The following is an 18,220-nucleotide window of genomic DNA, read 5'->3' as shown; positions in this document are numbered from 1 at the left end:
AATATTCAAATGGCGCCAACTGTTTTTAGTTGACGCCATTGTTATTAAATAATACCCTCCCGTGAATTAAAAAGATGAGAGTAAAGTTATTTTTTCACTTCCGCTATAGCATCTTTAATTCCGCTACCTGCAACTTCAAAGAATGATGGCCCTGCCAAAAGATATACTTTTTCTAATTTCTTTGTTTTGGAAAGATCATGTTCCTTCAAATAAGTTTCGGAGCGGTTTGCATTCACTATTCCTTTCACTACATTTCCAGCCACCAGAGCCGTTGGAGAGTCAATGCCGGCATCTTTTAAGTCGCTTGCAAAAGCAAAATTGCTTACCCCTAATCTCATCGCTTCACGAGCCGCGACTTCTCCCACTGAAGTCATTAATTCTGGAGTAAATGTATTCCTGTCTCCTAAACCAATCAGCAAAAGTTTTTGGGCAGACATAGCCCCTTTAGGTGGAGCAATCAATACTGTTTCCAAAGAATGTCCCTTGAAGTAACCTCCTTTTCTGATTTTTGTCAATTCTCCTTTCAAAGCTTCATCCAAATGTACCAACCCGTTCAGATTTGCGGGTAATGCCTGAGCGCTATGGATGTCATTATCCGTATATTCGAAAACACAGGCAACTTGTAATTGAGCATCTGCAGAAGAGGGTCCCTGAACCAAGCCTATCATCGAAATCCCATCTACGGAACCCCAGTTTTTTGACGTTCCTATTGTTGCTGGAGTCGGAGATGAATTGGCTGTTGCCGTTTGAGAAAAAATTAAAGTCGAGAAAGATAATCCTGCAATTAATAATGTTCTGCTTAAGGTATTTTTTATTGTATTTTTCATAATAATTTGTTTAAAGTTTAATTCTTGTTTTAAGGTTTATCAAAGGTAGCTTTAGAAATAAATTTCAACGTTGATGTGAGATAATTAATGAAATTCAACCATTTAAAATTTGAATACGATTCTTGAATTAATAAAAAGTCCGTCTTTGTCATTTTCGATGATATCATCTACGAATCCACCGGTTTTGAAATACTGTATTCCTGTATTGAAGGTGAAAAATTTATTGATTTTATAATTAAAACTTCCTAAAAAAGCCGTTCCTATATATCTTTTTTTAGAATTCATTGATGCCAGATTCAATGAACCACTGGGTCTGTAAACGCCGTCCTGTAAAGAATATCTCCAATTGAAAACCACATCTGCCTGAACTGTTATCTTACTATTCAAATCGATGGTTGCATAAGGATGAATATCAATCAGATTCACGGGTCCGATTTGTGGATTGAATCCAAAATAACCACCTTTTGGATAGAGCGGGTTAAAAGTACCCAATCTTCCATCACCTTTGTTTTTATCTCCTGAGATATAATCGTTGCGAAGATTGATGGTTGGCTTTCCTTTTATATTCTCGAACATATATCCTATATCTGCAGAAGCTGTCCATGCACTGATTGTTCCTTTATCAAAATTTCCGAACTGATAAGCCGCTTCAAAGTTGTAAATAAAACCGCCGCCATATTTCCAGAATCTTCCACCTAAAGTATGTCTTGTCTCATCCCCTGTTCCGTCTTCAAAACGGGATTCTTTTCTGTGTATTCCCAGATAATACCATTCTAAATTTCCACTTTTAGGAAGAATCAAGGTGTTGTAACTCCCCCAAAGGCTAATAGATTTTGAAAGCTTATTATCAAATGCTCCGGTATTGATTTCGCTTGCCATCATCACAAAAGCATCCGATTTGAAGTTTCCTCTTTGATACATTACTTTTAATCCATCGAAATAAAGTCTCAAGTTCGGGCCTTCACGAACTGAAATCAACCTTCCGCTTCCATAATCCAGTTCTTGCCTTCCAGCACGAACCGTTAATTTTTCTTTTTCATTTTTAATCACATCCATGTCTATGAAGAGATTCTGAATATTCAAATGGTCTTCATCAATCGGCCTTGGCCCATTCTTTCTTCCGTTTTCCCATGCACTTCTCAACTGTCCGAAAACTCTTACTCTTGAACCTAAATGCATATCAGCATGAATCGTATATCTCTGGATGAAAAACGGATTGCTTCCGATTCCCAATCTTCCCCAGTCCTCATTATTAAACTCTACAAATTCCGCTCTCGCTTCTCCGCCTAAGGATAAATATGTGCTGTTATTATTTTCGGAAAGCGGAATATATTTCAGTGAATTATAAAATGTTTTTGTTGAATCCTGATACACTCCATAGCTTTCATCAAATCTCATGAGCTTAAATTGTGCTGAAACCACTATCGGCAGGACAATCTGAACAATCAATAATATTTTAATCAGCTTCTTCATTTTATTTTTCACCTATATAATTATCGATTGAATATTTTCCTGAGCCTACAAAAAGCAGGAACAAATAACATAAACTATACATAAATGGTGTATCTTTTATCAGTAAAGCATCGTTCCAGTGGAGGACAAAATATCCCGTCAACGTTACCGCTAATATTGGTAAAACTGCAACTCTTGTAAATAATCCTATGATGACAAACACAGGAAAAACCAAGTTAGCTGCATCAGCAAAAAGGCTATTGAAGGCTTCCGGAAGATGCAATGGATTGGGAATCTGTTCTGCTTCCGCAACACCTACTCCGAGCTTTTTCAGCCCGTGAGCAATGATTAATTCTAATGATAATGCAATTCTGAAAATAAATAATGCCACGTGAATTAATTCGCCTTCTAGATTAGTGTTCGTAATGATTTGAATAAGCTTTTTCATTGTCTTCGGTTAAAATTTTCAAGAGTTTGATGATGAATTATTTTGCCTGATACCCTCCGTAATATTTTACAGGTGACCATTCAGGAATTACAGGAAGTGAAGCTGGAGCAATATTTTTATATGTTTCATCACCATACACTACTTTTCCGTCAACAATGGTTAGCTTTGAAGTGATTTCCTTGATTTCTTCTTCATTAACACTGAAATAATCTCTATCCAAAATTGTAAGGTCTGCAAAATATCCTTTCTTGATTCTTCCTTTTTCATAATCCTTTATCAGTTCGTATCCTCCAAAAGTAGAAAGCGATAAAGCAGTTTTCCTGTCCAGACCATTTTCTTTTGCCATGATCTGTGTTCCACCCACCGTTTTTCCGGAAGTAATCCAATATAAAGCAATCCAAGGATTATAGCTGGCCACTCTCGTTCCGTCTGTTCCCAATCCTACAGGAATTCCCATTTCCAGCATTTTCTTTACTGGTGGTGAAGCCAAAGCTGCTTTTTTCCCGTATCGGTGGATGAAGCTTTCTCCTTGATACGCCATTCTGTGTTGCACTGCAATTCCACCGTTTAGAGCTTTGATTCTTTTCATATTATCTTCTGAAACCGTTTCTGCATGGTCAAAAAACCAGACCAATCCGTTTAAAGGTGTTTCTTTATTTACCTCTTCTATTACATTTAAAAATCTTGTGATGCTTTCATTATATGTTGCATGAATTCTGAATGGCCATCTTTTTTTCACCAAAAGACTTACAACTTCTTTCATACTTTTTTCCATGGTTGCCGGTAATTCAGGTCGTGGAAAAAGGAAGTTTTCAAAATCAGCACCATCTGAAACCAAATTCTCTCCGCCCCCATTCACATGGTAATCAATTTCATTATGGTCATTGTGACCGTGGTTATCGATGTCTACCATCCCTGTCCATTTTGTATAATCTGATAATTCAGAGCCTTTCTTTTGAGCAAATAAGTAATATGGTAGTCTAACTGTAATTTTTCCTTGTTTATTCAATTCATCTGTAGTTCCGTAGTCGTCCGGGAAATTCTGGAAACCGCCGCCTGCATCCATCACAGCAGTTACGCCAAGACGATTAAGTTCAGTCATATATTGCAATGTTGAATTTTCTTTTTCAGCCTCAGACAATTCAGGTAATTTTGCCAAAGTTGAGTATAGAATAAATGCATTGGGTTCTGCAACCAATAAACCGGTTGGATCGCCGTTGTTATCCTTTTCAATCAAACCCTGAGCAGGATTTGGTGTGTTACCGGTGATATTTAATGTCTTTAAACCAGCCTTATTCAGCCACGCTTTTCCGTAGAGATACATTACAAAAGCCGGAACATCCCCTGTTGCTTCATTGATCTCCATCAAAGTTGGCAATCTTTTTTCTTCAAACTGGTATTCGTTCCACCCTCCAATTACTCTTACCCATTGGCCTTTTGGTGCTCTCTGGGCCTGCTCTTTCAACATTTCCAAAGCTCTTTTCAAAGTCTTTACACCGTCCCAACGAAGTTCCGTGTTGTAAAATCTTCCGCCACGAATCACGTGCAAGTGACTGTCAAATAACCCAGGAATCACCCTGTTTCCTTTAGCATCTATAACCTTAGTATTGCTGCCTTTTAATTTTAGAATCTGAGCACTGGTTCCTGTCTGGAAAATTTTATTGTCTTTGATTGCAACTGCCTGAACTTCCGGATTTTTATCATCCATCGTCGTGATTTTTCCATTCGTTACGATTAAGTCGGCTTTCTGAGCATTGAGCAATCCTGCACCTAAGACAATTGAGAATAGAATTTTATGTAGTAGTTTCATACTTTACTTTTTAATGGTTTGAAGAAAAAAGCAGGTCGGGTTTCAACCTGCCGTTGTTGAAATTTGATTAGTGTTTAAGCATATCTTGAGCATACTGGATTCCCAATCCGTAGGCACCACCATATTTTTTCATCAAATCGTTAACCGGCTTGTATGTTTCCTTTCTAGACCAATCTCTCTGCAATTCAAGAACATACTGAACAGAAGTAATAGGACGTGCACCTGCCTGAACCATTCTCGTAACTGCCTGATCATGGGCTTCTTTTGAAATATCACCAGAAGCATCTGTGATAATGTAAACCTCATAACCTTCATCAATGGCAGACAAAGCCGGGCCTACAACACAAACGCTCGTCCACAAACCTGCAAGAACCAGTTTCTTTTTGTTTTTTCCTGTAATCGCTTTATGAGCGTTCAAATCTTCCCAAGTATTCATTGTTGTTCTGTCCACATATCCACTTGTGGCTTCAGGATAAATTGTTGAGATTTCCGGGAAAACCGGTCCTGCGAAGGATTTTTCTGCAACGGTTGTCACCACTGTTGGAACATTGAAAATTTTTGAACCTCCCGAGATTAATGCGACATTGTTTCTCAGTTCTTCCATACTGATGCTTTTTGTTGCGAAAGCCATTTGTCCTTCGTGGTCAATTAGAACCAAAGCGTGATTGGTTGGGTTTAGCATTGTTTTCCCTGCATTTTGAGCGAATGCCGATACTGATAATATTACTGTTGCAAATGTTAAGATTAATTTTTTCATAATGTTTAATTTTTTAATGTTATTTATTCAGAATATTGTTTTGAATTTCAAAATCTCATTGATTATTTCTTTGATTTTGATATGACAAATTTAGGGCGATCAGAAAGCCTGCACATTTAACTAGTTTAATAAATTAGTTTTCATAAAAAAAGTTGATGCTTTTTTCAACCTTGTTATATCAAATAATTTCAGACTTATCTTAAAACAACACAAACACCTACTATACAAATATTTACATATTAAAACAATCAAGACATCAATTTAATTTCAGCAAAAAAATAGGCTTAGATATTAAATCCAAGCCTAAATATTTTAAAATATTTCACTTAAAAAAAAGTGATTGTTTAATTTTTCACCTACATCATCATCGGAACTTCCATCAATAAAATCTCTGTATTTTCTGAAGTTGATTTGATGTTCAAATCGGAAATATTCCAAACTCCGAAGCCATCTCTTTTTTCCAGTTTTTGGCCTTCAATTTCTGCACTTCCTTTCAGAATAAAAGCATAAACACCATTTGCATTTTTCTTAATCTGATAATTGGTGTCAATATTATTTTCAAAACTCCCTAAATGAAACCAGGCATCCTGATGAATCCAAACCCCTTCGTCATCAGCATTTGGAGAAAGAATCTGTTGAAATCTGTTCTTACCTTTTGTTTTATCTAACGTAATCTGATCATATCTTGGCGTTACATTTCTTTTGTTGGGATAAATCCAGATTTGAAGAAACTTTACCAGACTGTCATTATTTTTATTGAATTCACTGTGCATAATACCTTTTCCTGCGCTCATTACCTGGATATCTCCACTTTTGATAATAGCTGAATTTCCCATACTGTCTTTATGCTCCAAATCACCTTCCAACGGGATACTGATAATTTCCATATTGTCATGAGGATGCGTTCCGAAACCTCTTCCTGCCTCTACTTTATCGTCATTTAGTACTCTTAAAACTCCGAAATGCATCCTTTCAGGATTGTGGTAATTTGCAAAACTGAATGTATGATTACTCACCAACCAGCCGTGGTCAGCTTTCCCTCTGGAATCTGCTTTGTGGAACACAGAATTGTCTTTAATCTTTGAATCTGTATTTGGGAGATGATTGTATCCGATTGGTTCTAAGGGTTCAATTTCATCAATCTCATTTTTCATTGTATTGCCAAGTGAGGCCGATGCTACAAACATTCCTGTTCCCAATAATCCTTTCTTTAAAAAATCTTTTCTATCCATATCTGGTGTTATTTTTCTTTTTGATACAGCAAATTTAGAGCACTGAAAGATCTTGTACATTTAACTAGTTTAATAAATCAGTATCTGCAAAAATTAAAATATAAACTTATTCGGTTGCAATAATTTTAATTTCAACAAGCTGTCCGGGCAATGCAAGTCCGCTCACGCCAACCATCGTACTTGCTACAGCTTTAGGATTATTGTAAAATTCTGTTTTGAAGTTTTTTCTTGCTTCAAATGCCGTTGCCATATCCATTGCATAGATAACTTCTTCTACAACGTTTTCCATCGTCATATCAAATCTTGCTAGTAAGTCTTTGATATTCCTATAAGTTTGTTTCATCTGTGCATCCATTCCAGTAACTAAATCACCTTTTTCATTGTGTCCCAACTGGCCTGAAATCCAAACTGTGTTTCCTTTTTTTATTGCTTGTGAGTATCCGTAAATATCTTCCCAAGGCATTCCGAAGCCTTCTGCTATTTTATTTTGCTTTAACATTTTTCTTTGATTTAAATTAATAAAAACAAAAGTATCGCAATGAAGATTACTGCACATTTAACTAGTTTAATAAATTACTTGCAGCAAAAAAAAATGCCCAATATTTTCATATTCGGCATATTATAATTTTATATGGATTTATTTATTTCTGCTTATTCGCTAAACGTTTCCTAATTGTACTTACAAACTCCTTTGAAACACCAAGATAAGATGCAATATAATATTGCGCTACCCGCTGCGGAATTGTAGGATAGACTCTTATAAATTCCAAATAACGATCTGTTGCAGGTTGGGAAATTGTATTCACCAAACGGTTTTGAAGTGTTACCACATAACGCTGCATCATCAGTCGGAAAGCTCTTTCAAACTTGGGAACTTTTTGCAGCAGTTCCTCTTTTGTTTCCGGAGTCAGCATATAGATTTCGGTATCTTCTAGGGTTTCAATAAAAATCTTCGAAGGCGTTTTGTTATTAAAAGAATCAATATCAGTAATCCACCAATCTTCAACAGCGAACAGAAGTGTTACTTCAAAACCATTTTCATCGAGATAATACGTTCGTACACAACCTTCTTTAATAAAACCCTCGAACTGGCAAATTTCTCCTACGCGCAGAAGATGTGTTTTCTTCGGGAACTTTTGAAGTATTAGTAAATCTTCATAAATCTTTTCCTCTTCAGGTGTTAAAATTACAAATCGTGAGATGTTTTTGATGATATTTTGAAACATAAATTTATTTTACGGCTGCAAATTAGGAAAAAGTGTGTAAACTTCATTCTTCAGAAGCCCGCTTCCTCCGCCGTAGTGGTCTATTACTTTCACATCCTTATCCAGATTTTTACAAAAAATTTTGATTTCATTTTCAAATTCTTCCTCCAATCCTGAGCTTAGCAAAACAATATCTACCTCATTTTCTTTGATATAATCTGGGCAAATGGTTTCGTCACTTCTGATTTCCGCTTTCCAACCCGCATTATTTTCGATGATCCTTTTTAATGTTTCAAGAATTTCCTGATTTTTTCCAATCACTAAAAAATTTAATGTTTTCATCTTTTAATTGTTGTATAGAATTTATTTTTTAGGAGCTCAATCCCGCTATTCACTATATCTTTTTTCCACCCACATATTCATCTGCAAAAAAAGGATGTCGTTACTATCGGGGCTAGATATATTACCTATATTACAAATGTTTGTTACCTGTAATCTTTAGTTCATTCAGATCCAATTGGGATTCTGCCTTTCTGATTTCATCATCACTGAATTCTTTTTCACGCTTAATTTTAAACAATTCTTTTCGTTGCAAGGCAAAAATATCAAGCATAATTTCGTGATACTCATTAAGGTCGTTACGCCTGTTAGTACACATTTCCAATGATTCCAGATGACTTTGCTGCTGTATAATATCGTTTTCAATTGTATTTTTAAAATTCTCTACCAAACTATTTGTTTCCAGGTTAGACTGATATTTTTCGTTCAATCTGGACACGGCAAGATTATCCAATCTGATTTGAATACTCGCCTGTTGTTCGTGAGGTGGAAGTACAGGATCAATTTCACCGATTTTTGTCAGTTTAATAATCAAGGGAAGCGTTAAACCCTGAAAAACCAATGTCACAAAAATAACCACAAATGTTATAAAAATAATAAGATTCCTCATGGGAAAAGCCGTCTCACTATTCATCATTACAGGAATCGATAAAGCTGTTGCTAATGAAACCACACCACGCATTCCTGCCCAACCGATAATCAGAGGATTTTTCCATCCCGGACTTGGGTCTTTCCTCACATTTTTACTCAGCCATCTCGGAACGTGTGCGACAGGATAAATCCATAAAAGGCGTACTACAATGACAATTAAACTGATGATTAAACCATATTTAATGCCTTCCATTACAGAAGTTTCGCCAAGACCATTTATGATATCAGGAAGCTCCAAACCAATCAATACAAAAACCAGCGCATTCATTACGAAAATCAAAGTATTCCAAACCCCTGTCATATTGATTCTCGTCATTCCTGTTTTGAAAATTTCGTGCGAACGGAATGACATAAATAACCCACCACTCACTACAGCCATCACTCCAGAATAGTGAAAATGTTCTGCAGCCAGAAATAAGACATAAGGTGTGACCACCGTCAATGCCGCATCAATCGCCGGAGTTGTAGGCAGAAACCGATGAATAGCATAGAAAACATGTGCTCCTGCAATTCCTACCACAACACCCATTCCTGCTACTAAAAAGAACTGCCCCGTTGCTTCCTGCATGGAAAAAACTCCCGTCATTACGGCTGCCAAAGCAAATCTGAAAACGATAAGTGATGATGCATCGTTGATCAGACTTTCGCCTTCCAGCATTGCAATGGTACGTTTTGGAACTTTCAGACCTTTTAAAACTGTTGTTGCCGCAATGGCGTCGGGAGGAGAAACAATTCCACCTAATAAAAAGCCCATTGCTAATGTAAAACCAGGAATTAAAGCCTGCGATGCAAACGCTACTACAATAGAGGTAAGAAAAACCAAACCGAAAGCTAATAATCCGATAGTACGTTTCCATTTCCAGAAATCGTTCCATGAGGTATACCAAGCAGCTTCGTACAATAACGGCGGCAGGAAAATCAAGAAAATAATATCGGGATCCAGTTTTAAAACGGGAACTCCCGGAATCAAACTAATTCCCAAACCTGCCAATACCAAAAATATAGGATAAGCAATTCTGATGCGCTGTGCCAGCATCACCAGAAGCATTACGACAATTAAAAGTCCGAGAATTAAAAGGAGTTGTTCGTGCATAGTTTTTATTTGTTGGATGTCAGATGCTAGATGCTAGATGCTAGATGCTAGATGCTAGATGCTAGATGCTAGATGCTAGATGCTAGATGCTAGATGCTAGATGCTAGATGCTAGATGCTAGATGCTAGATGCTAGATGCTAGATGCTAGATGCTTAGCAAAATTACTTTTTACTTTTTACAAATGAATAAAAATTGAAGTTCTTTCCTTGCTTTCAAGATTTTTGGTTTTGTGGCCTTTTCCTAAAATATCTTCTACCAAAAGAATTTCTCCGGTTTGAAACTGTCGAATATCCCCTAACGAAGTTTCAATCTGTACTCCTCCGTCCAACAAAACAATATACTGTTTCTGAGGAGCGTGATGAAAATCGTAATCATAATCGGCAGCAACTTTTCTGAATTGTAATTTTTTAACAGAAATATCGTCTGATAAAAATCCAATTTCGCCCTTATTGAATAAAGGAATTTCGATATCTTCAAAGTGAGATTCGCCGATTTGGTCACTAAAGATTCTTGTAACTTTCATTGTCTCTAAGTTTTGGCTAAAGCCCGTTTCTACTGAATTCAAATAGTGTTTATTGTGAAAATATTGATGACTATTTGTATTTAAAAATTATTTGAAAACAATCGAATTTGCCCATTCAATTTCTTCCTGGTTGATAGAATGTCCGAAATTAGCATATACTTTTTCAGTTACATCAGCATTCATTTCCTTTAAAATATTGGCTGTTGCATATACTCTTTCAACCGGAACGTGGAAATCAGGATTGCTGGTTCCCAGGAAAACCGGCGTTTGTGCAAAATCGCCCTTGTAATTTTCACGATTGATTGTATCACCAATGACGCCTCCGATAATGGCAACTGCTCCACCAAACTTCTGAGCATTTCTTGCTAAAAACTCTAATGTCAAACAAGCACCCTGTGAAAATCCGAAAAAATAAATATTTTCAGCTTTAATTCCTGCATCCAAAGCAGTTTGAACTGTATTGTCGACAATATCAATCGCTGATGACAACCAAGGTTCGTTTTGTTCAGTTGGCGCAATAAATGAAAAAGGATACCAAGTTCCGTTCGTAGCCTGTGGCGCTAATAAGGCATAAGCTTCTACATTCAAATGTTGTGACAGGCTCAAAATATCCTGCGCACTTCCGCCTCTTCCATGGATCATTATTAAAACCTTTTCAGCTTCATTCAATGATTTCCCACTTGTTTTTATATCTAAAATATGACTCATTTTTTATATGTATTTTTCTGTCGGATAATTAAACTGAGGTAAAACCTCAACCAAATGTTCTCTTTGCTCTTCAAACTGTGACGGTAAACTCAAATGTTCTCCCAAAGATATCCATTCCTCATCCACATCAAACCCGGGACCTGAAGTTGCGATTTCAAATAAAACACCACCCGGTTCTTTGAAATAGACGGAAGTGAAGTATTTCCTGTCTTTCACTTCAGTATGTTCCAATCCGAATTGATTTAATTTTTCAATCATTTCAAGCTGAGTTTCGGCATTAGGTGTTGCAAAAGCCACGTGATGCACCGTTCCCCTTCCTGCAAGACCTTTCAGAGCGTTTGGTGTGCACAGCAAATCTATATATTTCCCGGGCTTATCTTCTGTTCCGAATCTGAATCTATCTGAACTTTCAGCAATTAATTGATGGTCCATCTGAGTGGTTAGAAGAGCTGCCGTTCTTTCATAGGCATCCAGCCAGATTTCGACATGATGGATTCCTTTGATGGCATAATCTTTTGGAATAAATCCATTATCATAACCTTTTCTGTCATCTTTATCATTGAAAACCAGTTCCAGACCCAATCCGTCAAAATCTTCCAGATAAATAAAGGCTTCCCCCGAGAATCTTTGTTGAGGCTGTTTGAAAGGGATATTAAACTGCTCCAAACGGTTCGTCCAATACTCCAATGCATCCATCGAAATTGAAAAAGCTGTCGTATTCAACATTCCTTTGCCATGTCTCCCGTTCACGAGCCCTTTTCCATAGGGAAAAGTCGTCATAATGGTTCCCGGAGTTCCGAATTCGTCTCCGAAGTAGAAATGGTAAACCTCAGAATAATCAAAGTTAACGGTCGTTTTTACCAATCGAAGTCCCAAAACCCCGGTATAAAAATCTATATTTTCCTGAGTTTCGCCTGTGATGGCTGTAACGTGATGAAGTCCTGTGATAAGTGACATAATTGTTGATTTTGTTGTTGTTTGAATTGCTGGTTATTGGTTTTTAAACTTCTTCCTTAAACCAAACATCGTTATATTCTTCCGGATGACGTTTGAACTGCGCATGAACATACGGACATAGTGGAACGATTTTCAGATCATTTTCTCTGGCATAAGAAACCAATTGATTTAATAATAATTTTGCAAAACCGTTTCCTGCATATTCATCATCCACTTCGGTATGATACACCGTTAGTTTATTTTTAATGACTGAAATATCCATTTTACCTGCTTTTTTATCGTCTGAGAAAAGCTGAATTTCTCCTCTTACATTTCCCAGAACTACTTTTGTTGTTTCCATACTATTATTGCTTATTGCTTATTGCTTATTGCTTATTGCTTATTGCTTATTGCTTATTGCTTATTGCTTATTGCTTATTGCTTATTGCTTATTGCTAAATTATGAAGGCTGTGACACTTGGGTAATGATCTATGATAACTTCGGCAACACTTCTTCTATTCTTTCACGTATTGGCTCATGCTGTTTTGGAAGTTTCAAATTGGTTCCCAATTCGTTCAAAGGTTCATCCACAGTGAATCCAGGATTATCAGTTGCAATTTCAAATAAAACACCCCCAGGTTCGCGGAAATACAATGAGTAAAAATAATCTCTATCAATTTTCGGAGTGATATTCAACCCTGCAGACATTACTTTCTCACGAAATTCCATTAAAATCTGGTCATTTTTCACCCTGAAAGCAACGTGATGGTTGGTTCCTGCCGCATTTTTTCCTGTCTGGATCTTATCATTTTCCATAATATCAACAAGATTAGCTGTTTCAATGGCATCAGTTGCCAATCTATATCTCGCGCCTTCTTGTTTTTGTAAATCGTATCCGAAAATATCCGTCAATACTTTAATAGTAGGATCTGCTTTCTTCAACGTTAGAGTGATGTTATGGAAACCTTTCAAAGCATTTTCATCTTTGATATCATCAGTTGTCCAAACTCTTCTGTCATCCGGCGTTGAAGATTCTATGAACTGCAATTGTAAACCATCCGGATCCTGAAATGAAATCAATTTTTCTCCAAAAATTTCACCTTCTTCAACATTCACATTAAATTGTTGCAATCTGTTTTTCCAGAACTCTAAACTTCCTTTTGGGACTGAATATCCGATATGTGTTGCCAAACCTGATCCGTTGCTTCCTTTTCCAATTCCTTCCCAAGGAAAGAAAGTCAGAATCGTTCCTGGTGTTCCTGTTTCATTTCCAAAATAAAAGTGATAGGTTCCGGGATCATCAAAGTTTACTGTTTTCTTTACCAATCTTAATCCTAAAACCTGAGTATAAAAAGCTAAATTTCTATTTGCATTGTCTGCAATCGCAGTAATATGGTGCAGTCCTAATATTCTATTTTCCATTTTGTTGATTGTTTGATTTTGATATGACAAATTTATAGCGACGAAAAATGCTGGACATTTAACTAGTTTAATAAATGCGTTTTTAATCAGATCCGGATAAAATTCCCTCAATACCGAATTCAATGATTCAAAAACTGATTGAAAAGCCAGTCCACTCTTTCGAAAAAATGATAATTATAAAATATAATCTGGCTTTATTTCCCTATGTGTCATTTATCCTTTGTCATCATTGATTCCGTTGGTACTTCTACCTCTTTTAAGACTTTTGTTTCCTGCTCTATCTTTACAATGAATAATAATAAAATGAGAAGAAAGAGTCTAAAACCCACGCAATTTATTTATTGCTTTTGTGGATAGGATTTTTGTCTGATATTGCAATAGATTCTCTCTTAATTAATGTATTGGTAAACTGGATTTTGATTTTGCATGCCATTTTATTGTTAACTTGTAGTAGATTAATTTCCAGTTCAATAACCTAAAACATTAAATATTATGTTACAAAAAGACACTGTTGCTCCCGATTTTACATTGTTTGCAACGCCAGATCAGAAAATCACTTTATCTGAATTTAAAGGCAGAAATGTAATCTTAGCTTTTTATCCCGCAGACTGGAGTCCGGTTTGCAGTGACCAAATGGCGTTGTACAATGAAACGCTAAAATTCTTCAAAAAATATGATGCAGAAATATTCGGAATCTCCGTGGACAGCAAATGGTGTCATCTTGCCTTTACACAAAACCGAAACTTACACTTTCCATTGCTGGCAGATTTTGAACCTAAAGGAGAAGTCTCTAAAAAATATGGTGTTTATGATGATGAAGAAGGAGAATGCAAAAGGGCTTTGTTTGTCATCAATAAAGAAGGCATCATAGAATGGAGTTATCTATCCCCTACTGCCATCAATCCAGGAGCAGATGGAATATTAGAGGCTTTAGAAACACTTAATACAAAATAATATGTCATTAAAACCAACAGTCAATAAAAATGATCACATCCAGGGTAATGATAATGCCAACCTTGTGATTGTAGAATATGGTGATTATCAATGTCCGTATTGCGGAGCAGCTTATCCCGTTTTGAAAGAATTAATGCGGGAATTCGGAGGTGGGGTAAAGTTTGTTTTCAGGAACTTTCCTTTATCGGAAATGCATCAATATGCAAGACCTTCTGCCATTGCAGCAGAAGCCGCCAATCTCCAGGGGAAATTCTGGGAAATGCATGATGCTATTTATGAAAATCAACAACATCTCAATGAGAGCTTTCTGATGACTTTGGCTGAACAATTGAGACTGAATATCCCGCAGTTTGAAAAAGATTTAAGAAATCCGGACTTAGCTGATAAGGTTGATTTGGATTTTGAAAGCGGGGTAATGAGTGGAGTAAATGGAACCCCTTCATTTTTTGTGAACGGAAATAAGTTCGACGGTAGTGCAGAAGATTTGCTTGAGCTGCTAAAGGAGAACATAAAATGATTGGTATAGAAAGAAGTATATTCTATCCAAATAAAAAATTTCATCAAAATGTACGAAATTAAACTAGATTAATTTCTATCCGGATTTACTGCCCTACATTTGCTAAAGAATTAAGACAACAACTATTAAACAATAAATAAATTTAAAAAAATATTATTATGAGTACATTAAAATTAAAAGACGGAACAGAGATTTTTTACAAAGACCAAGGAGAAGGACCAGTATTGATGTTCCACCACGGTTGGCCGTTATCATCAGACGATTGGGATGCACAGGTCATCTTTTTTCTTCAAAGAGGTTACAGAGTGATTTCGCATGACAGAAGGGGCCACGGTCGTTCCAGCCAGAATATTTATAACCACACTATTGAGCAATATGCTTCTGATGCAGCAGAGCTGGTTGAATTCCTGGATTTGAAAGACGTAGTTCACATCGGTCATTCAACAGGAGGTGGTGAAGTTATCCGCTATGTTAACAAATATTCTAACGGAAGAGCGAAAAAAGCAGTTTTAATCAGTGCCGTTCCACCAGTAATGGTAAAAAGTGAAAATAATCCTGATGGGGTTCCAATGGAAGTTTTCGATAACATCAGAGAGCAGACGCTGAACAATAGAAACCAGTTCTATTTTGATTTAACTTTCCCTTTCTACGGTTATAACAGAGAAGGTGCCAATGTAAAAGACGGTGTACAAAGAAACTGGTGGAGACAAGGAATGATGGGTGGTATTGTAGCTCATTATGACGGAATCAAAGCATTTTCTGAAACGGATTTCACTGAAGATCTGAAAGCGGTGGATATTCCTGTTCTGGTTCTTCACGGTGAAGATGATCAGATTGTTCCGATCGAAAATTCTGCTATAAAATCTGCGAAACTTTTGAAAAACGGAAAACTAATTACCTATCCAGGTTTTCCTCACGGAATGCCTACTACGGAGCACGAAACGATTAATAAAGATCTTTTGGAGTTTATTGAGGCTTAATAAAGGAATACGAAAAAGGGGAATCGAAAACGATTCCCCTTTTTTATGAGACAAAATAATCTATTCGATGTTGGGAGAAGCTTATTATACCAATCAGCAATATGATTGAGCATTGGATGGTTATCAAAAAGCAATAAGTATTGATGGAACGAAACGGGGAAGTAAAACAGGTGCAAAATGTAATAATATCCTTTTCTTAACTGTCTTATTAAATACAAATCAATTAATATTTCTAAATGAAAAAAATACATCTCATCCTACTACTTTCTTTATCATTGAATGTCTTTGCCCAAGATGTTAAGAATAAAATAAAATCATTGGAAAACAATCTGCTCAGTTGGGATACATCGAAAACAAAAAAATGGACGCTAAAAGAAAGAATGGCTTTCTACAATATGAATGCGGTAAGCATTGCAGTCATAAAAGATTATAAGATAGAATGGACAAAAGCTTATGGCTATGCGGATGTTGCTGAAAACAGAAAAGCAACCCAGAAAACACTATTTCAGGCCGCATCTATCAGCAAGTCTATCAACAGTCTCGGTCTTTTACAATTAGTTGAACAAGGAAAATTAGGTTTGGACGATGATATCAATAATTATTTAAAGACCTGGAAATTCCCATACGATTCAGTTTCAAAAGGTAAAAAAATTTCTCTTGCAAATCTGTTGAGCCATAAAGCAGGTTTGTCTGTTCATGGTTTCGGAGGCTATCAAAAAGGGAAAGAATTACCTACCATAATACAAATTCTCAATGGACAAAAACCAGCCAATTCTCCTGCGGTTCGGTCTGTGTTTGAGCCTAGTCTTAAATTTCAGTATTCAGGTGGCGGAACAACCATTTCACAATTAATTCTTGAAAATACTACAGGAGAAAAGTATGAAGATTATATGTTGAGAAATATTTTGACACCATTAGGAATGAGCGAAAGCTCTTATAATCAACCGCCTTCTTCAGATAAGGGAAAATTACTTGCAACGGCTTATAATAACGGAAAAGAAGTAAAAGGTAAATATCATATTTATCCTGAAAAAGCAGCAGCCGGTTTATGGACCAACCCAAATGATCTTTCAAAATATATCATCGAAACCCAGTTGTCATTAGCAGGTAAATCGAATAAAGTTTTATCAAAGGAAATGTCTGTAAAGAGAATTGAAAATAATTACGGTGTGTTTCTGAATGATTTCAAAGGCACAAAATATTTCGGACATAGTGGTGGGAATGAAGGTTTTGTATGTTATTATATTGGAAGTATCGAAGACGGAAACGGTCTGGTTGTAATGACTAACGGTAATAATTTTAAACTCATTGATGAAATTCTTCTGAGTATTGCCAGTTTGAACCAATGGAAAAATTATCCTATTGAGCCTCAAAAAGAATCCATTGCCTTAACCATTAGAAAAGAATGTTTAAAAAATATTGACAAAGGACTTGCATTGTACCAGGAACTCAAAAAGAGTAATCCCAATGACTACAACTTCTCCAATGAAAATGAACTCAACGAACTGGGCTACGAGTTTCTAAGAGATAATCAATCAGATCCAGCACTTAAGATTTTTAACTTAAATGTCAGTGAGTTTCCAACGTCAGGGAATGTGTATGATAGTCGTGGTGAAGCTTATTTTAACAAAAAAGAATATGTATTATCAAAAAGAGATTATCAGAAATCATTAGAACTTGATCCCACGAATCAGAATGCGAAGGAAATGATTTTGAAAATAAACCAGCTTTTGGCTACTCAAAAATAAATTATACTTTTTACTATTTAGTTGAAAAATATTCTTGATAAATATCAGAATTATAAACAAAAAAAATCCCGGTTAAGCCGGGATTTTCTATTTTATTTTATCTCTACAGGAACTGAGATTTTATCCCAATCCATTGTGAATCCATTGCTGTTTATTTTATACACTAAAGTTTCCTGTGTTGCTGGTAAAGCTTTTGTTTTTACATCTACACGTAAGGCATCTTTAGCTTCTTCGTATTTATAGGCACCCCATTGTTTTGGTTCTTTGTTAAAAATCGCAGTCCATGTTCCGCTTTCTTTAGGAATTAAGAAAAAGCTATATTTACCTTTAGCCAATTTTTTCCCCTGAACGGTAATGTCTTTATCTGTTTCAAAAGTGGTTGCTTCATTAGCTCCTGCACGCCAAACTTTATCATAAGCTTCTAAACCTCCCCAGATGGTACGTCCTTTAACAGATGGGCTGCTATAAGCAATGGTAATGGTTGCATCTTTAATTTTTCCCGTTGCAGTAGCCGGAGGGCTGGCAGGTTTTTTAGCCTCCTGAGCAAAAGCATTTACGGAAATGGTCATGGCAGCCATCACTACGGTAACAGATTTAATCATTGTTTTCATACTAT

Annotated in this window: 20 protein-coding genes; 4 read left to right on the top strand and 16 right to left on the bottom strand. The window is 36.2% G+C overall.

The features are described 5' to 3' along the window. Window positions 1–86: 86 nt before the first annotated feature. The 15 genes from AC3HD6_RS03905 to AC3HD6_RS03835 form a co-directional block, all read right to left on the bottom strand. On the bottom strand, window positions 87–827 hold the full coding sequence (locus AC3HD6_RS03905; protein WP_488895165.1) for a M17 family peptidase N-terminal domain-containing protein: 741 nt from the start codon (window positions 825–827) through the stop codon (window positions 87–89). A 102-nt stretch (window positions 828–929) separates the two neighbouring features. Continuing rightward, on the bottom strand, window positions 930–2,300 hold the full coding sequence (locus AC3HD6_RS03900; RefSeq protein ID WP_488895164.1) for an alginate export family protein: 1,371 nt from the start codon (window positions 2,298–2,300) through the stop codon (window positions 930–932). A gap of 1 nt (window position 2,301) precedes the next feature. Beyond that, window positions 2,302–2,727, bottom strand: coding sequence for a DoxX family protein (locus AC3HD6_RS03895; RefSeq protein WP_488895163.1), 426 nt, complete (start codon window positions 2,725–2,727; stop codon window positions 2,302–2,304). Between the two features lie 37 nt (window positions 2,728–2,764). Further along, window positions 2,765–4,537 carry an amidohydrolase gene (locus AC3HD6_RS03890; protein WP_488895162.1) on the bottom strand — a complete coding sequence of 591 codons (1,773 nt, stop codon included), beginning with the start codon at window positions 4,535–4,537 and terminating at the stop codon, window positions 2,765–2,767. Between the two features lie 67 nt (window positions 4,538–4,604). Then, window positions 4,605–5,294, bottom strand: a complete 690-nt coding sequence (locus AC3HD6_RS03885; RefSeq protein WP_488895161.1) for a hydrolase — start codon at window positions 5,292–5,294, stop codon at window positions 4,605–4,607. A gap of 356 nt (window positions 5,295–5,650) precedes the next feature. Further along, window positions 5,651–6,526 (bottom strand): pirin family protein, encoded by an 876-nt coding sequence (locus tag AC3HD6_RS03880; RefSeq protein ID WP_488895160.1) that lies wholly within the window; start codon window positions 6,524–6,526, stop codon window positions 5,651–5,653. Between the two features lie 106 nt (window positions 6,527–6,632). After that, a complete protein-coding gene (locus tag AC3HD6_RS03875; protein ID WP_488895159.1) occupies window positions 6,633–7,025 on the bottom strand; it encodes a RidA family protein in 393 nt (130 codons plus the stop codon). Between the two features lie 142 nt (window positions 7,026–7,167). Continuing rightward, on the bottom strand, window positions 7,168–7,752 hold the full coding sequence (locus AC3HD6_RS03870) for a Crp/Fnr family transcriptional regulator (RefSeq protein ID WP_488895158.1): 585 nt from the start codon (window positions 7,750–7,752) through the stop codon (window positions 7,168–7,170). A 9-nt stretch (window positions 7,753–7,761) separates the two neighbouring features. Then, a complete protein-coding gene (locus AC3HD6_RS03865) occupies window positions 7,762–8,073 on the bottom strand; it encodes a hypothetical protein (protein ID WP_488895157.1) in 312 nt (103 codons plus the stop codon). 130 nt (window positions 8,074–8,203) lie between these two features. Then, the gene (locus AC3HD6_RS03860) at window positions 8,204–9,814 is read right to left on the bottom strand and encodes a Na+/H+ antiporter (protein ID WP_488895156.1); all 1,611 of its coding nucleotides are present in this window, start codon (window positions 9,812–9,814) and stop codon (window positions 8,204–8,206) included. Between the two features lie 176 nt (window positions 9,815–9,990). Then, the gene (locus AC3HD6_RS03855) at window positions 9,991–10,338 is read right to left on the bottom strand and encodes a cupin domain-containing protein (protein ID WP_488895155.1); all 348 of its coding nucleotides are present in this window, start codon (window positions 10,336–10,338) and stop codon (window positions 9,991–9,993) included. Window positions 10,339–10,425: 87 nt separating this feature from the next. Next, window positions 10,426–11,046: an alpha/beta hydrolase gene (locus tag AC3HD6_RS03850; RefSeq protein ID WP_488895154.1), complete on the bottom strand. Its 621-nt coding sequence runs from the start codon at window positions 11,044–11,046 to the stop codon at window positions 10,426–10,428. Window positions 11,047–11,049: 3 nt separating this feature from the next. Continuing rightward, complete coding sequence (locus AC3HD6_RS03845; protein ID WP_488895153.1) at window positions 11,050–12,003, bottom strand: VOC family protein; 954 nt, start codon at window positions 12,001–12,003, stop codon at window positions 11,050–11,052. A gap of 43 nt (window positions 12,004–12,046) precedes the next feature. After that, on the bottom strand, window positions 12,047–12,343 hold the full coding sequence (locus AC3HD6_RS03840; RefSeq protein ID WP_488895152.1) for a GNAT family N-acetyltransferase: 297 nt from the start codon (window positions 12,341–12,343) through the stop codon (window positions 12,047–12,049). A gap of 129 nt (window positions 12,344–12,472) precedes the next feature. Beyond that, window positions 12,473–13,405 (bottom strand): ring-cleaving dioxygenase, encoded by a 933-nt coding sequence (locus AC3HD6_RS03835; protein ID WP_488895151.1) that lies wholly within the window; start codon window positions 13,403–13,405, stop codon window positions 12,473–12,475. A gap of 492 nt (window positions 13,406–13,897) precedes the next feature. Here AC3HD6_RS03835 and AC3HD6_RS03830 point away from each other — a divergent pair, with 492 nt between their 5' ends. From AC3HD6_RS03830 to AC3HD6_RS03815, 4 genes are all read left to right on the top strand, one after another. Next, the gene (locus AC3HD6_RS03830; RefSeq protein WP_488895150.1) at window positions 13,898–14,359 is read left to right on the top strand and encodes a redoxin domain-containing protein; all 462 of its coding nucleotides are present in this window, start codon (window positions 13,898–13,900) and stop codon (window positions 14,357–14,359) included. Between the two features lies 1 nt (window position 14,360). Next, entirely contained in the window at window positions 14,361–14,876 is a 516-nt protein-coding gene (locus AC3HD6_RS03825) for a DsbA family protein (RefSeq protein WP_488895149.1), read from the top strand. Between the two features lie 158 nt (window positions 14,877–15,034). Then, window positions 15,035–15,856 (top strand): alpha/beta fold hydrolase, encoded by an 822-nt coding sequence (locus tag AC3HD6_RS03820; protein ID WP_488895148.1) that lies wholly within the window; start codon window positions 15,035–15,037, stop codon window positions 15,854–15,856. Window positions 15,857–16,092: 236 nt separating this feature from the next. Then, window positions 16,093–17,604, top strand: coding sequence for a serine hydrolase (locus AC3HD6_RS03815; protein WP_488895147.1), 1,512 nt, complete (start codon window positions 16,093–16,095; stop codon window positions 17,602–17,604). A 92-nt stretch (window positions 17,605–17,696) separates the two neighbouring features. Here AC3HD6_RS03815 and AC3HD6_RS03810 read toward each other — a convergent pair whose 3' ends face one another. Further along, the gene (locus tag AC3HD6_RS03810) at window positions 17,697–18,215 is read right to left on the bottom strand and encodes a DUF2911 domain-containing protein (protein ID WP_488895146.1); all 519 of its coding nucleotides are present in this window, start codon (window positions 18,213–18,215) and stop codon (window positions 17,697–17,699) included. Window positions 18,216–18,220 lie beyond the last annotated feature (5 nt).

Source organism: Chryseobacterium sp. II3a (assembly GCF_057815135.1).
Note: the sequence above shows the minus strand (reverse complement) of the source record. Positions and strands in the feature narration are given on the sequence as shown.

Excerpts from the sequence above, each read along its gene's own strand:
- AC3HD6_RS03905 (WP_488895165.1), bottom strand. The coding sequence starts at position 827 with ATGAAAAATACAATAAAAAATACCTTAAGCAGAACATTATTAATTGCA.
- AC3HD6_RS03900 (WP_488895164.1), bottom strand. The coding sequence starts at position 2,300 with ATGAAGAAGCTGATTAAAATATTATTGATTGTTCAGATTGTCCTGCCG.
- AC3HD6_RS03895 (WP_488895163.1), bottom strand. The coding sequence starts at position 2,727 with ATGAAAAAGCTTATTCAAATCATTACGAACACTAATCTAGAAGGCGAA.
- AC3HD6_RS03890 (WP_488895162.1), bottom strand. The coding sequence starts at position 4,537 with ATGAAACTACTACATAAAATTCTATTCTCAATTGTCTTAGGTGCAGGA.
- AC3HD6_RS03885 (WP_488895161.1), bottom strand. The coding sequence starts at position 5,294 with ATGAAAAAATTAATCTTAACATTTGCAACAGTAATATTATCAGTATCG.
- AC3HD6_RS03880 (WP_488895160.1), bottom strand. The coding sequence starts at position 6,526 with ATGGATAGAAAAGATTTTTTAAAGAAAGGATTATTGGGAACAGGAATG.
- AC3HD6_RS03875 (WP_488895159.1), bottom strand. The coding sequence starts at position 7,025 with ATGTTAAAGCAAAATAAAATAGCAGAAGGCTTCGGAATGCCTTGGGAA.
- AC3HD6_RS03870 (WP_488895158.1), bottom strand. The coding sequence starts at position 7,752 with ATGTTTCAAAATATCATCAAAAACATCTCACGATTTGTAATTTTAACA.
- AC3HD6_RS03865 (WP_488895157.1), bottom strand. The coding sequence starts at position 8,073 with ATGAAAACATTAAATTTTTTAGTGATTGGAAAAAATCAGGAAATTCTT.
- AC3HD6_RS03860 (WP_488895156.1), bottom strand. The coding sequence starts at position 9,814 with ATGCACGAACAACTCCTTTTAATTCTCGGACTTTTAATTGTCGTAATG.
- AC3HD6_RS03855 (WP_488895155.1), bottom strand. The coding sequence starts at position 10,338 with ATGAAAGTTACAAGAATCTTTAGTGACCAAATCGGCGAATCTCACTTT.
- AC3HD6_RS03850 (WP_488895154.1), bottom strand. The coding sequence starts at position 11,046 with ATGAGTCATATTTTAGATATAAAAACAAGTGGGAAATCATTGAATGAA.
- AC3HD6_RS03845 (WP_488895153.1), bottom strand. The coding sequence starts at position 12,003 with ATGTCACTTATCACAGGACTTCATCACGTTACAGCCATCACAGGCGAA.
- AC3HD6_RS03840 (WP_488895152.1), bottom strand. The coding sequence starts at position 12,343 with ATGGAAACAACAAAAGTAGTTCTGGGAAATGTAAGAGGAGAAATTCAG.
- AC3HD6_RS03835 (WP_488895151.1), bottom strand. The coding sequence starts at position 13,405 with ATGGAAAATAGAATATTAGGACTGCACCATATTACTGCGATTGCAGAC.
- AC3HD6_RS03830 (WP_488895150.1), top strand. The coding sequence starts at position 13,898 with ATGTTACAAAAAGACACTGTTGCTCCCGATTTTACATTGTTTGCAACG.
- AC3HD6_RS03825 (WP_488895149.1), top strand. The coding sequence starts at position 14,361 with ATGTCATTAAAACCAACAGTCAATAAAAATGATCACATCCAGGGTAAT.
- AC3HD6_RS03820 (WP_488895148.1), top strand. The coding sequence starts at position 15,035 with ATGAGTACATTAAAATTAAAAGACGGAACAGAGATTTTTTACAAAGAC.
- AC3HD6_RS03815 (WP_488895147.1), top strand. The coding sequence starts at position 16,093 with ATGAAAAAAATACATCTCATCCTACTACTTTCTTTATCATTGAATGTC.
- AC3HD6_RS03810 (WP_488895146.1), bottom strand. The coding sequence starts at position 18,215 with ATGAAAACAATGATTAAATCTGTTACCGTAGTGATGGCTGCCATGACC.